This is a genomic window from Microbaculum marinisediminis (assembly GCF_025397915.1).
GTDB lineage: Bacteria > Pseudomonadota > Alphaproteobacteria > Rhizobiales > Tepidamorphaceae > Microbaculum > Microbaculum marinisediminis.
The window spans coordinates 419,707-433,472 of the sequence record NZ_JALIDZ010000005.1 but is presented as its reverse complement, the minus strand read 5'-3'; the positions used below and the strand labels follow the sequence as shown (position 1 = coordinate 433,472).

The following is a 13,766-nucleotide window of genomic DNA, read 5'->3' as shown; positions in this document are numbered from 1 at the left end:
GAATTGGGAGCGGCCCAATTGGGAGCGGGCAAATTGGGAGCGACAGGGCGTAATGCCCGCGCCTGTACGGAGCGAGCGATGTATTCCTTGGGGGTGAACCTGTCGCATGATCGCGCCGCCTGCCTCGTCGGCAGCGACGGGTCGGTCGTCGCCATCGCCGAGGAGCGCCTGGACCGCGAAAAGCATTCCTGTCCGGTTGATCCGCTCGGCCGGATCTTCACGTCGATGCCGCTACGCAGCATCGACTACTGCTGCCGGGCGGCTGGGATCGACGTCGAGGACCTGGACGCCGTCGTGTTCACGAACGCGGTCGTCGCCGGGCCCGACAGCCTGCGCAACCTCACCGTCTCCGATTGCGTGCTGCAGGCCCCGTTCTCGCCCCACAGCCGGCTCTACACGATCAAACACCATCTGGCGCACGGCCTCAGCGCCTTCGCCCCGTCCGGCTTTGACGAGACGGCGGTCCTGGTGGTCGACAAGGGCGGCAGCGTCGCCGGCCAGCATCGCCTGTCCGACGGCACGTCGGTGCCGCTTCTGGAGCGCGCCACCATCTTCGACGGCCGCGACGGCACGCTCGTGCCGGTGCTGAAGGTCACCGACCGGCCCGCACGGCTCTACGAGAACTGCAACTCCATCGGCGCGCTCTACGAGATGGCGACGCTGTGGCTCGGCTGCACGCCCTTCGACGCCGGCAAGACCATGGGGCTGGCGCCCTACGGGTCGCTGGAACACCTGCCGACCCTGCGGCGCTTCTACAGCCTCACCGACGCCGGTTACCAGATCAGCCCGGCGATCCAGACCGTCGGCCTCGACCTCAACCCGGGCTTCTACGCGCACCGCTTCGGCCCGCCGAACGCCAATTCCGAGAACCCGTCTCCCGAATATGCCGCCGTCGCCCGCGCCGCCCAGGAGGCGGTCGAGGAGATCATGGTTCACCTGGCGCGGCTCGCCGTCCGCCTGACCGGCCGACGCAAGCTGGCGATCGCCGGCGGCGTCGGGCTCAACTGCGTCGCCAACAGCCGCATCCGCCGCGAGGTCGACCTCGACGATATCTTCGTCCAGCCCGCGGCCACCGACGACGGCACCGCGATCGGCGCCGCCTTCTACGGGCTTGGCGCCCTCGGCGGCCGCTGGCCTGGAGGAAATAGGGGGGCCGGCGGAAAAGGGGGCCCCAAAAAAAACGGGAACGACGGACGGAAACGGTGGCCGGGCGCGCTCGGCCGGCCCTATTCGCGAACCGAGATCGAACAGGCGATCGCCGCCCGCCCCGGCCTCGCCTCGTCCTACCGGATCATCGATGACGCCGATCTCGGCCAGGTCGCCAGGGCGCTCGACGCCGGCCGCCTGATCGCCTGGTTCACCGGCGGCTCCGAGTTCGGCCCGCGGGCGCTCGGGCATCGCAGCCTGCTGGCCGATCCGCGCAAGCCCGGCCTGCGCTCGCACCTCAACGCAAACGTCAAGAAGCGCGAGCAGTACCGGCCCTACGCGGCCAGCATAACCGTCGACCGGGCCCGGGATTTCTTCCACATAGAACACGAAGAGCCGTACATGATATTCATCCACGAGATGAAGAAGGACTTCGTTTCGGCCTTCCCCAGCATCGCCCACGTCGACAACACCTGCCGCCTGCACACGGTCACGAAGGACCAGAACGAGCCGTTCCACGCCCTTCTGTCGGCCTTTGGACGGATCAGCGGCGTGCCGATGCTGCTCAACACCTCCCTGAACGGAAAATCCGAACCGATCGTCGAGACGCCGGACCACGCGCTGGATGCGCTGATCCGCCTCGATCTGGACGGTTTGTACCTGGACGGCGTCTTTCTGGAGAAGAGGCGCCGGTACTGAACGCTGGCCGAAGAGGTGACGCGATGGCGGGCTTTGTGCGGGTCCTGGACGACTTCTATCCCCATCCGCTGCGGGTACGGGAGTTCGCCACGAAGCTGGAGTACGCGGAGAACACCGCCGAGGCGGAGAAGCTCTACTACAAGGGCTACCTGTCCACCGCCGACCATCCCTTCGCCGAGGCCGGCCTGGAGCTGCTCGCCCGGCGGCTCGGTCGGGTGCTGCGCCGCAACGCCCCGATCGGCGAGTTCCGGCTGATCTTCGAGACCGAAGGCGCGCCCGCCGATGGCTTCCGCAAGACCTGGATCCATTTCGACTCCAGCGTCAGCCAGTACTCCGGCATCGTCTACCTGAACCCGGACGCCCAGTGCCAGGGCGGAACGGCCTTCTATCGCCACCGCGAACTCGGCTGGGATCACATGCCCAACGTCGCCTCGCCGGAGATGGCGGAGGCCTGCCAGCGCTACGGCAAGACCGTCCCCGAGTTCCTGTCGATGATCACGGATGACGGGTTCGAGATCGACAGCAAGTGGCGGGAACTCTCCGTCGTTCCGATGCGCTTCAACCGCTGCCTGGTGTTCGACAGCCGGCTGTTCCACGCCCGTCTGGGCGGGTTCGGAGCGCGCCAGACCGATGGCCGTCTGACCCAGAACTTCTTCTTCGACGTCGTCATGTGAACCGACGGCGCGCCGCCGTCGGCCGAACGGAAGGGGATCACGCCATGACCGATAATCCATTTGCCCGGCGGATCGACGCCATCCTCACCGACGAGGCCCGCCTCTTCGCAAGTACGGTTCCGTACGCCCAGCACCTGTCGCGCGAGGACGAAGCCCTCGACGAGGCCTACTACGTGCGCCATCGCATCGAGACCGTGCATCGCATCCGCGGCACGGCGGCAACCGATGCGCTCGCGCTGTGCGCCATGGCGCGCGAGGACTACCGCGCGGCCCGGCTCTGGGGCGAGTACATCGAGGAGGAGATGAACCACGACAAGCTCTATCTCGCCGACCTGGAGCAGCACGGGATCGATGAAGCGCAGGTGGTGTCCACCCAGCCGCTGGCCGCGACGGTCGACCTGATCCGCACGATCGAGCAGAACGTCCTGCGGATCGGATCACTGCCTGCGGTCGCCTATTCGGTCTTCGCCGAATGGAACTCGGAACGGGCCTCGCCGCTCGCCGTCGCGCGCGCCGCCAGCGCGTTTTCCGAGCGGCACGTCAAGGGCGCGCGCGCACACATCAAGATCGACGAGCGCGACGACCACTACGACATGATGCTGGAGGTCGCCGGCCGCGTGCTGCGCGCACGTGGCTATCCCTTCGAGGTGATGGAACAGGCGCTGCGCACCGTCGGCACGCTGCTGCGGGCGTATTTCGCGGAACTCTACTGGGTCACGCGGGACCCCGCCCGGTCCAATCTGTCCGGACAGGCACGACATCATCCGGCAAGCCACCGGACGGCGTGATGCGCCTGCCCCGGTTCGATCCCTTTACCGACGCCTTTCGCGCGGCCCCCGACGCCGCCTACAGCGCCTATCGCCGCGCGGCGGCGGTCCATTGGGGCAAGTCGCCGGCGACGCGGGCGCGCGGCGCCTGGTACGTGTTCGACACGGACCTGGTGCGGCACGTGCTGCGCGATCCCGCGTTCGGGCGGGAGACCCACCGGGGCAAGCAAACGGGCAAGAGCACGGCAAGGGATATCGGGCGCGGTCCGGTCGCCGCACCGCCCCTGTCCTCGGTGATCGACAATTGGGTGATGTTCCGCGATCCGCCGGTACACACGCGACTGCGATCGGTGCTGTCGGAGGCGCTGCGGCGCGAGCGGGTCGAGACCTGGCGCACCGATTGCCGGCGGCTGGCGGACGACCATGCGGCCGCCGCCGGCGCGATGCCCGTGTTCGACCTCGTCTCCGACTACGCCGTCCCCTACGCCGCGGCCGTGATAGGGCTGGTCGTAGGTCTCCCCGCCACCGACGGCCGGTGCCTCGCCGAAACGGCCGCCCCGATCTCCCGGTTGCTCGACTTTCATCCCGCCCCGGGTGTCCAGCCTGCCGCCGCGAGCGCGATTCAGACGATGACGCGCTACCTGACGGACCGCTGGGAACAGTCGGACGGCGCGGCGAGCGCCACCCTGCTGTCCGCCCTCAGGGCTGCCACCAGCGAAGGGCGTTGCTCCATCCGGGAAGCGATCCATTCCCTGATCCTGCTGGTTGCGACCGGCCAGGCGACGCTGGGAAACCTCGTGATCAACGCCGCGAGCTGCCTGCTGATGCATCCCGATCAGTTGGCCGCACTCGCGGCGGACCAAGCGACGCCGGAGCGCGCGATCGAGGAAACGCTCAGATTCGAGTCGCCGGTGCAGTTCGCGGGCCGGGTGGTCCTGGACGAGACCCGGGTCGGTGGCCACCGGTTCAACCGCGGCGATCTCGTGCTCTGCGCCCTCGGCGCGGTCAACCGCGATCCCGCAGCCACCGACGACGCCGACGTCTTCCGCCTGGACCGGGACCGCTTTCGGCATCAATCCTTCGGCGGCGGCATCCACGCCTGCGTCGGCGTCAACCTGGCCCGCATGGCCGGCGCGGAGGCCATCCGGGCGCTCGCGCCGATCCTCGCGAACCGCACCGCGGCATGGCCGCAGCGACCGTGGCGCGAGCTGGCCCTGTTCCGGGCCAGGACCCGGCTGGACCTTCACCGGCCGTGCGCCGCCGCCTCGCGATTGCCCGCCATGTGCCCGGCGCACGACCAAGAACCGGAGCGATCCGCATGACGCCGCTCGATAGACGACGGCCGCGACCGATGCCAACCGGACGCGTCCGCTTCCGCCCCGCCGCGCCACAAACCGAGGTGATGGATGTCCAGCCGCCGCCGGGCCGTTTCGACCCGATCGCCATCCGGTTTCCTCGGCCGGATGCGGGGGCCGGCGTCGTGCATGTCGGGGCCCATACCGGCGAGGAACTCGAGCTCTACATCGCATCCGGATTCCGCAAGATCCTGTTGGTCGAGGCAAACCCGGCGGTGATCCCGCGACTGTCCATGCACGCCTGGTTCTGGCGGGCGTGGTTGGAACGCCTGACCGACCAGTGGGGCGTCACCGCCCCCGATATCCGGGTGCTGCATGCCGCCGCAAGCGACGAAGCGGGAATACGGCCGTTCTTCGTCAGCCCGTTCCCGGTGCTGTCGTCCCTGCTCGAACCGCTGACCGGCGCCTTCGGCACGCCGACTGCCAGACTGGTCCCGTCGGCGCGTGTCGACGATCTGGTGGCCCAGGTCGGATGGGCGCATGCCGATGTCGGTCTCGTGGTGATCGATGCGCAAGGCGCGGAAATGGTCGTCTTGCGCGGCGCCGCCGAAACCCTTCGCAACGCGCACGGGGTGGTCGCCGAGGTGAACTTCCATGTCCGCTATCGACATCAGGCCCCGCCGCACACGGTGATCGGGCACCTGACCGGGCTCGGGTTCACGCGCGCCGAGGTCATCGATCGCGACGACACGGTGGGTCGGGTCACGGTTTTGTTTGAAAGAGATCCGGCCGCGACACCGCCGCCAGAAGAAATTCCGGCGCCCGAAGAGACGCCGGCGCCGACCCAATAGGCGCCCGGCCACCCACACGACGCGACGGAAGCGAGCGCCGCCCCGTCCGGAGTCGGGGACACGCCGGAGACAAAAGTCCACGCTTTTCGGAGATACTGGTGCGGGCGGGGGGACTCGAACCCCCACGGGCATTGCTGCCCTACGGATTTTCATACCAGCTACGGCTTTCGCCGCCCCGCCCTGCACACAGCACCGCGGCGGGTTTGTGGTCTGGACTATCCCTTCACCCTACGCCCGTCCCGGCGCTTAGGTGCTGCCCGTCTAGTCTCTACACCTTCCCGCTGGAACAACCGTTCCCACGGGCTTGGCTCGGGATCGCCATCTGACAGGTTTCCCCGAATTTGAGCAGTTCTGCATTCCGGGTTTCCCCGGAAGCACTCAAGTCTCGTTCAAGTCCGTTGCGTCTACCAATTCCGCCACGCCCGCGTGACCGGCCTATCTATAGCGTCGCGAAAACCGCGCGCCAAGGAACCTCGCGCCCTGTCGAAACCGTCTCTCGCCGCGGCCGCAAACGGGCAGCCGGTCAGGGATTCGCGTCGGAGCGATTCGATTTGAGGTCGGCGGCGTGCTCGACCCAGCGGATCAGCGTGAGGATGGCCATCCCGAATCCGGTTGCGACCACGGCGACGAAGAAGGCGCCGATGCCGCAGGCGAGCCCCACCGCGCCGGCCAGCCACATCGCCGCACCGGTCGTCAGCCCCTGGATACCGTGATTGCCGCGGATGATCGTGCCCGCCGCCAGAAACGCGACACCCGCCGTCACCGCCTCGATTATCCGCACGGGGTCCGGGTTGGTGACGCCTTCGGCCTTTGCGCTTTCGACGATCTCGAAGGCGAGGATGGCGAAGGTGGCCGCGGCCAGCGACACCAGCATGTGGGTGCGCAGCCCGGCCGGAACGTTCCGGTATTCGCGGTCGAGGCCGATAATCAGCCCGAAGACGGCCGCCGCGGCGAGCCGGATGATGACTGCCGAGATGCCCAGGTTAGCGCTGTAGAAGGCTGACAGGCTCTCGATCATGGGTCTCCGTTCAGCGGTTCGGCGGCTCCGCGATCGGCGGCTGGAACGCGAGGCCGGTGTCCCACGGGAAGTAGATCCAGGTATCCTGGCTCACTTCGGTGATGAAGGTATCAACCATCGGGCGGCCCATTGGTTTCGCGTAGACGGTGGCGAAATGCGCTTTCGGCAGGATGTTGCGCACGATCTTCGCCGTTTTCCCGGTATCCACCAGGTCGTCGACGATCAGTACGGCCGAGCCGTCGCCGCCGTCGAGCCCCACCACCTGCGGGCTCACCTCCTTGATCACCTGGAGGTCACCCTGCGTCTTGTAGTCATGGTAGGAGGCGACGCCGATCGTCTCGATGACGCGGATGTTCAGCTCGCGCGCGACGATCGCCGAGGGCACCAGCCCGCCGCGCGTGACGCAGACGATCGCCTGCCACGTGCCGATCCCCGCCAGCCGCCAGGCCAGCGCCCGCGCGTCGCGGTGGAACTGGTCCCAGGAGACCGGGAATGCCTTGTCCGCTGGCCCCGACATGGTGTTGTCCTTTCTAGTCCTCGATCTCTGCTTGCAGCCGGGCGACCAGCGCCTCGACATCGGCCTGCGCCGCCGCCATCAGCGCGGCATCGCGCGAGCGCACGACCAGCGCCGTGGTGAACCGCTTGCCGTCGAAACGCGGGTAGCTGCCGATCATCACGCCGGGATGGGCCGTCTGGATCTCGGTGAGCGGCCCGCCGACATCGCCCTCCTTCAGGCCCCGTCCCTCGACCGTCACCGACAGCATCTTCTGTCCGGTCTTCAGCGTCGGCGCGATTGCGTCCAGCATCGCCTGCATCACCGAGGGGATGCCGGCCATCACGTGGACGTTGCCGATCCGCCAGCCCGGCGCCTTCGACACCGCGTTCTCGATCAGCTCGGCCCCTTCCGGCATCCGCGCCATCCTCAGCCGCGCTTCGTTGAGGCGGTCGCCGAGATAGGCGGTCAGGATCTCGACCGCGCGGGGATGGTGGATGACCGGCAGCCCGAACGCGTGGGCGACGCCGTCGGCGGTGATGTCGTCGTGGGTCGGGCCGATGCCGCCGGTCGTGAACACGTAGGTGTACCGCGCCCGCAGCGCGTTGACCGCGTCGGCGATCTCCTCGACCACGTCCGGCACCACCCGCGCCTCGCGCAGGTCGACGCCGATATTGGTGAGGTACTCGGCGATATAGCCGATGTTCCTGTCCTTGGTGCGTCCGGACAGGATCTCGTCGCCGATCACCAGAACGGCGGCCGTCACCGGCTCGCCGCCACTCTCAGTGCGCCCGTCGCTCATGCTCTCACCCGCGCCAAGTCATGGTGGCGGCTGATCTAGCCCAGCGCTCTCGTCTGCTCAAGTGGACAGCTCAAGTTGACGGTGGCCCTTGCCTTGGCGGCGGCGACGCGGCATAGCCCTATCATGCGATTTTCCTCCCCCCTCGTCCGCGGCCGCCTGGTGCGCCGCTACAAGCGCTTCCTCGCCGACATCGAACTGGACGGCGGCGAGGTCGTCACCGCCCATTGCGCCAATCCCGGCTCGATGCTGGGCCTCAAGGATCCCGGCATCGCCGCCTGGCTGTCGAAATCCGACAATCCCAACCGCAAGCTCGCCTGGTCGCTGGAGATCGTCGAGGTCGACGCCGGCCACGGGCCGGCGCTGGTCGGCATCAATACCGGCCACCCCAACCGCCTCGTCGAAGAGGCGATCGCGGCCGGCGCGGTGCCGGAACTGGAAGGCTATGCCAGCCTGCGCCGGGAGGTGAAATACGGCAAGAACAGCCGCATCGACATCCTGCTCGGCGACGACGGCAGGCCCGACTGCTACGTCGAGGTCAAGAACGTCCACCTGGTGCGTGAGCCGGGGCTCGCCGAATTCCCCGATTCGGTCACCGCACGCGGCGCCAAGCACCTGGACGAACTCGCCGAGATGGTGAGACAGGGCGCCCGCGCGACGATGTTCTATCTCGTCCAGCGCGGCGACACCGAGACGGTGGCGATCGCCCGCGACATCGATCCGGCCTACGGCGCGGCGCTCGACCGCGCCCGCGAGGCCGGCGTCGAGGTCCTCGCCTACGGCTGCGCGATCACCGCCGAGGGCATCGACGTGACCGGCGCCCTCCCCTTTCGAGGCTAAGTCCTACCCTTCGAGGGCTAAAGCGGGCGGTCAGTCGGGCCGGCTAGCCGGGCCGGCTAGTCGGGCCGCTCCATCACCAGGTTGAGCCGCGTCTCCGCGGTCTGGCGGTAGCCCGCCTTCTGCAGCAGCGCGATGCAGTCCGTCTCCCATCGGTCGCGGGCGTTCTCGATGATCATGAGGCGCGGCAGCAGGGGCCGCGGCGCCTCGGCCAGGAACGGCACCAGGATCAGGTCCTCTGCGCCTTCCACGTCGATCTTCATCGCATCGATATGGTCGATGTTCTCCTGGGCGAGCAGGCTCATCAGCGTGCGCGCCGGCACCTGCACGGAGCGGTCGTCGCCGCCGGGTGTTCCGACATATTTGACGCTCGCCTCGCCCTTGTTGCGCGCGGGCAGGAACAGCGTCATCTCGCCTTCCTTGTCGGCCAGCGCGCAGGCGATCGCCTTGATCGTGCCGGTCGGGTTGAGGCCGATGTTGTAGACGAGCCGGTCGAAGACGATCGGCTGCGGCTCGATCGCCAGGATGCGGGCGCCCCGCCCGGCCTGGCCGGCGACGAACAGCGAATAGCCGCCGACATTCGCGCCGATATCCACGAATACAAAGTCCTCGCCGACGCGCTCGCGCAGGATTTCTCGCTCCGCCTGGTCGAAATACTGCGGCGTGAACAGGATCCGCTTCTCCGACACGTTGTTGAACGGATTGAGTCGCATCTTCTGGCCGAACACTTCGACGTCGAGGGGATGGTCGAGGCCCAGCATGACGAGACGGCGGGCCAGAAACGCCAGCCGCTTGCCGAGCCAGGTTTCCGGCTGGCGCCGCGCGAACGCGATCAGCCGCGCCTGCATGGGCGTCGGTGCATAGGTGCCAAACGGCGCGGTGTCCTGGGCAGTGCCCTGGCCGGGCTGTAGTGTTGCGATCATCGCCGCGAAAGACCATATCGTTGGTGCCGGCGCAAGGATGCCCGATGCCTTGCTCGTTGCAATGCCTTGCGCCGCACTGGCATTAGATTAGATTCCGGACAGGGATTGAAGCTGCGGGACCGCCGCCCGGGTCGGGGCGGCTGACGGAGGCCAATGAATTACGTAGACGCGGATATCGCCCCGGCGCGCAACACCGGTGACATCAAACTGTACGGCGCCGAGGCGTTCGAAGGCATGCGCAAGGCCGGCCAGCTGACGGCGAAGGCGCTCGATCTGATGGCCGAGCATACGCAGCCGGGCGTCACGACCGGCGCGCTCGACGACCTGATCTACGCGTTCGCTCGCGACCACGGCGCCTATCCGGCCACCCTCTTCTATCGCGGCTACACGCGCTCCGTGTGCACCTCGATCAACCACGTCGTCTGCCACGGAATCCCGAACGACAAGCCGATGCGCGAGGGCGACATCGTCAATATCGACGTGACGCTGATCCTCGACGGCTGGTACGGCGACTCCAGCCGCATGTACCCGATCGGCGAGATCTCGCGGCGGGCCGAACGGCTGATCGAGGTCACCTGGGAATCGCTGATGCGCGGCATCGCCGCGGTGAAGCCGGGCAACACCACCGGCGATATCGGCGCGGCCATCCAGACCTACGCGGAAGCCGAGCGCACCAGCGTCGTGCGCGACTTCTGCGGCCATGGCCTGGGGCGCGTTTTCCACGATGTCCCGAACATCCTGCACTACGGCCGCCCCGGCGAAGGCGTCGAGCTCAAGCCGGGCATGCTCTTCACCATCGAGCCCATGATCAATCTCGGCCGGCCCCACGTGAAGGTGCTGGGCGATGGCTGGACGGCGGTGACGCGCGACCGCTCGCTGTCGGCGCAGTTCGAGCACACCGTCGGTGTGACAGAGGACGGGGTCGAGATCTTCACCTTGTCCCCGGCCGGATATCACAAGCCGCCCTATCTGACGGCCTGACGCATGACGGGCTTCGAGGAAGAACTTCGCAAGCCCGATCCCGATCACGCCGGCCACCGCCAACGCCTGCGCGAGCGTTTCGTCAACGGCGGCGCCGGCGCCCTGCCCGACTACGAGCTGCTCGAGCTCGTCCTGTTCTCGGCCCTGCCGCGCATCAACACGAAGCCGCTGGCCAAGCGCCTGCTCGCCAAGTTCGGATCCTTCGCCGAGGTGATCGCCGCGCCGCCGGAGCGCCTGCGCGAGGTCGACGGCGTGGGCGAGCGGGTCGTCACCGACCTGAAGATCATCCAGGCCGCGGCCGAGCGCCTCGCGCGCGGCACGGTGCGCAAGCGTCCCGTGCTGTCCTCGTGGTCGGCGGTCCTGGACTACTGCCGCACGGCGATGGCCTTCGCCGAAAAGGAGCAGTTCCGCATCCTGTTCCTCGACAAGCGCAATCAGCTCATCTCCGACGAGCTGCAGCAGACCGGCACGGTCGATCACACGCCGGTCTACCCGCGCGAGGTGATAAAGCGGGCGCTGGAATTGTCGGCAACGGCGATCATCCTCGTCCACAACCATCCCAGCGGCGATCCGACGCCCTCCCGCGCCGACGTCGAGATGACCAGGACCATCATCGACATCGCCCAGCCGCTCGGCGTCAGCGTGCACGATCACGTCATCGTCGGCCGCGACGGCCACGCCAGCCTGCGCGGCCTCAAGCTGATCTGAAGCCCTTCTGCGCGGAAATTCGGCAGCGGAATCTCGTTCTGCCCCATTGTTGACCAAGAGCGGCCGAAGGCTGTCGGGAATCGCCCCTGCAATCTGGCGCGGGCATTGCGGGAACGAATCTCGGGGGTCATAGTTATCCGAATACGGACCAGGGGAGGACATGGGTTCGAAATCGTTTGACGAAATGAACGGCCTGGATGGCGAGGGCTGCCGCGCGCCATACCAGCGGCTTGCGGAGTGGCTCGCCGAAGCGCCCGAGGAGCTGATCGAGCAGCGCCGCGCGGAGGCCGAACTTCTGTTCCGCCGCATCGGCATCACCTTCGCCGTGTACGGCGAGGCCCGCGCCGAAGAGCGCATCATTCCCTTCGACGTGGTTCCGCGGATCATCACAAGCGACGAATGGAACCGGCTCGCATACGGGCTCGAACAGCGCGTGAAGGCGATCAATGCCTTCCTGGCCGACATCTATTCCCGCCAGGAGATCCTCAAGGCCGGCATATTGCCGCCGGAGCTGATCTTCGCCAATCCGGCGTTCCGGCCGGAGATGATGGGCCACAAGGTCCGCGGCAACGTCTATGTGCCGATCGCCGGCATCGATATCGTCCGCGTCGACCCCGATACCTTCTACGTCCTCGAAGACAATGCCCGCACGCCGTCGGGCGTGTCCTACATGCTCGAGGACCGGGAAGTCATGCTGATGCTGTTTCCGGAGCTGTACGCCCGCTACAACGTGCGGCCCGTCGAGAACTATCCCGACGAACTCCTGGCGACGCTCCAATCGATCGCCCCGGAAAGCGCCCCCAAGGAGCCGACCATCGCGCTGCTTACGCCGGGGCCCTACAACAGCGCCTACTACGAACACTCTTTCCTCGCCGACAAGCTCGGCGTCGATCTGGTCGAGGGCCGCGACCTGGTGGTGCAGAACAATTTCGTCTACATGCGCACCACCGAAGGCCTGCAGCGCGTCGACGTCATCTACCGGCGGGTCGACGACGATTTCCTCGATCCCCTCACCTTCCGCCCCGATTCCGCGCTCGGCGTGGCCGGCCTGATGTCGGTCTACGAGGCCGGCAACGTCTCGCTCGCCAACGCGGTCGGCACCGGCATCGCCGACGACAAGGCGATCTACAGCTACATGCCGGAGATCCTGAAGTTCTATCTGGGCGAGGAGCCTGTGCTGAAGAACGTGCCGACCTGGCGCTGCCGCGAGCCGGACGCGCTGGCCTACGTGCTCGATCACCTGCCCGAGCTCGTGGTCAAGGAAGTCCACGGCTCCGGCGGCTACGGCATGCTGGTCGGTCCGGCGTCGGACAAGAAGACCATCGAGGCGTTCGCCGCCAAGCTGAAGGCGGAGCCGGAGAATTTCATCGCCCAGCCGACGCTGGCGCTGTCGACGTGCCCGACCTGGGTGGAGGAAGGCCTGGCGCCGCGCCACGTCGACCTGCGCCCCTTCGTCCTGTCGGGCACCGACCAGGTGCGGATCGTTCCCGGCGGCCTGACGCGCGTCGCGCTGCGCGAGGGCTCGCTGGTGGTCAATTCGAGCCAGGGCGGCGGCACCAAGGACACCTGGGTGGTCAATGTCTGAGGCGAAACGACGTGCATACGCGCCGGGGGGACCGTCACAGTGCTGAGCCGTACCGCCGATAACCTGTTCTGGATGTCGCGCTACGTCGAACGCGCCGAGAGTATCGCGCGCATTCTGCACGCCGCCTCCCGCATGGCCGCGGTGCCGATCGCCGAGGATACGGACTCCAACGAATGGCAGTCCGCGCTGGCTGCCGCCGCCTGCGACCAGGCCTTCGCCGCGACCGGGCAGGAGGCGACGGCGGAGAACGTGTTCGAGTATCTGGCGTTTTCCGAAGACAACCCGTCCTCCGTGCGCAACTGCCTGCGCATGGCGCGCACCAACGCCCGCGCCGTGCGCACCGCGCTGACCACGGATACCTGGGAAGCCATCAACTCGGCCTGGCTGGAACTGCACCGCTACCGCACCGACGACGTGTCGCCGTCGGGGCTGAACCGCTTCATCGCCTGGGTCAAGGAGACCTCGCTGCGGGTCGACGGCGCGGCCTATCGCACCATGCTGCGCCACGATGCCTACTGGTTCTCGCGGCTCGGCGTCTATCTGGAACGCGCCGACAACACCGCGCGCATCCTCGACGTGAAGTATCACGTGCTGTTGCCGCCTTCGGTGCATGTCGGCGGCGGCCTCGACTTCTTCCAGTGGTCGACGATCCTGCGCTCGGTCTCGGCGCTGACCGCCTATCACTGGGTCTATCGGGACAAGTTGCAGCCCTGGCTGATCGCCGATCTTTTGATCCTGCGCGAGGAAATGCCGCGCTCGCTGGCAAGCTGCTATGCCAACCTGACCATGTTCCTGGACGAACTGGCGCGCGACTACGGCCGCCAGGGCGAGAGCCAGCGCCATGCCCGCCGGATCTGCGCCCAGCTCAGGAACGCCCGCACCGACGACATCTTCCAGGGCGGCCTGCACGAGTTCCTGACCGAATTCATCACGGAAAACAACAGGCTCGGCGCGCTGATCGCCGATCAATACCTCATCTGAACGGGACAG

General features: G+C 67.4%; 14 protein-coding genes and 1 tRNA gene. 10 read left to right on the top strand and 5 right to left on the bottom strand.

Features of this window, described 5'->3' with window-relative positions:
- The first annotated feature begins 78 nt into the window (after positions 1-78).
- The 5 genes from MUB46_RS13605 to MUB46_RS13585 are packed head-to-tail and all read left to right on the top strand — an operon-like array spanning position 79 to position 5,432.
- The gene (locus MUB46_RS13605) at positions 79-1,845 is read left to right on the top strand and encodes a carbamoyltransferase family protein (RefSeq protein ID WP_261616464.1); all 1,767 of its coding nucleotides are present in this window, start codon (positions 79-81) and stop codon (positions 1,843-1,845) included.
- Positions 1,846-1,868: 23 nt separating this feature from the next.
- Positions 1,869-2,519 carry a DUF6445 family protein gene (locus MUB46_RS13600; RefSeq protein WP_261616463.1) on the top strand — a complete coding sequence of 217 codons (651 nt, stop codon included), beginning with the start codon at positions 1,869-1,871 and terminating at the stop codon, positions 2,517-2,519.
- A 44-nt stretch (positions 2,520-2,563) separates the two neighbouring features.
- Complete coding sequence (locus MUB46_RS13595) at positions 2,564-3,307, top strand: iron-containing redox enzyme family protein (RefSeq protein ID WP_261616462.1); 744 nt, start codon at positions 2,564-2,566, stop codon at positions 3,305-3,307.
- A complete protein-coding gene (locus MUB46_RS13590; protein ID WP_261616461.1) occupies positions 3,307-4,608 on the top strand; it encodes a cytochrome P450 in 1,302 nt (433 codons plus the stop codon). The genes MUB46_RS13595 and MUB46_RS13590 overlap by 1 nt, the downstream gene beginning before the upstream one ends.
- Positions 4,609-4,637: 29 nt before the next feature.
- The gene (locus MUB46_RS13585; protein WP_261616460.1) at positions 4,638-5,432 is read left to right on the top strand and encodes an FkbM family methyltransferase; all 795 of its coding nucleotides are present in this window, start codon (positions 4,638-4,640) and stop codon (positions 5,430-5,432) included.
- A gap of 96 nt (positions 5,433-5,528) precedes the next feature.
- Here MUB46_RS13585 and MUB46_RS13580 read toward each other — a convergent pair.
- The 4 genes from MUB46_RS13580 to MUB46_RS13565 form a co-directional block, all read right to left on the bottom strand.
- Positions 5,529-5,616 (bottom strand) — tRNA-Phe (locus MUB46_RS13580).
- Between the two features lie 339 nt (positions 5,617-5,955).
- Positions 5,956-6,450, bottom strand: coding sequence for an MgtC/SapB family protein (locus MUB46_RS13575; protein WP_261616459.1), 495 nt, complete (start codon positions 6,448-6,450; stop codon positions 5,956-5,958).
- 10 nt (positions 6,451-6,460) lie between these two features.
- Complete coding sequence (gene gpt, locus MUB46_RS13570; protein WP_261616458.1) at positions 6,461-6,967, bottom strand: xanthine phosphoribosyltransferase; 507 nt, start codon at positions 6,965-6,967, stop codon at positions 6,461-6,463.
- 13 nt (positions 6,968-6,980) lie between these two features.
- Positions 6,981-7,745, bottom strand: coding sequence for a competence/damage-inducible protein A (locus MUB46_RS13565; RefSeq protein ID WP_261616457.1), 765 nt, complete (start codon positions 7,743-7,745; stop codon positions 6,981-6,983).
- Positions 7,746-7,868: 123 nt separating this feature from the next.
- Here MUB46_RS13565 and sfsA point away from each other — a divergent pair, with 123 nt between their 5' ends.
- Positions 7,869-8,582 (top strand): DNA/RNA nuclease SfsA, encoded by a 714-nt coding sequence (gene sfsA / locus MUB46_RS13560; RefSeq protein WP_261616456.1) that lies wholly within the window; start codon positions 7,869-7,871, stop codon positions 8,580-8,582.
- A gap of 56 nt (positions 8,583-8,638) precedes the next feature.
- On the opposite strand, the gene MUB46_RS13555 is transcribed toward sfsA, so the two are convergent.
- Entirely contained in the window at positions 8,639-9,502 is an 864-nt protein-coding gene (locus MUB46_RS13555) for an FkbM family methyltransferase (protein WP_261616455.1), read from the bottom strand.
- Positions 9,503-9,655: 153 nt separating this feature from the next.
- Between MUB46_RS13555 and map the strand changes: the two genes are divergently transcribed.
- From map to MUB46_RS13535, 4 genes are all read left to right on the top strand, one after another.
- Positions 9,656-10,483, top strand: coding sequence for a type I methionyl aminopeptidase (map, locus tag MUB46_RS13550; RefSeq protein ID WP_261616454.1), 828 nt, complete (start codon positions 9,656-9,658; stop codon positions 10,481-10,483).
- A gap of 3 nt (positions 10,484-10,486) precedes the next feature.
- On the top strand, positions 10,487-11,191 hold the full coding sequence (gene radC, locus MUB46_RS13545; RefSeq protein ID WP_261616453.1) for a RadC family protein: 705 nt from the start codon (positions 10,487-10,489) through the stop codon (positions 11,189-11,191).
- Between the two features lie 160 nt (positions 11,192-11,351).
- Entirely contained in the window at positions 11,352-12,776 is a 1,425-nt protein-coding gene (locus MUB46_RS13540; RefSeq protein ID WP_261616452.1) for a circularly permuted type 2 ATP-grasp protein, read from the top strand.
- 39 nt (positions 12,777-12,815) lie between these two features.
- A complete protein-coding gene (locus MUB46_RS13535) occupies positions 12,816-13,757 on the top strand; it encodes an alpha-E domain-containing protein (RefSeq protein ID WP_261616451.1) in 942 nt (313 codons plus the stop codon).
- Positions 13,758-13,766: the final 9 nt, after the last annotated feature.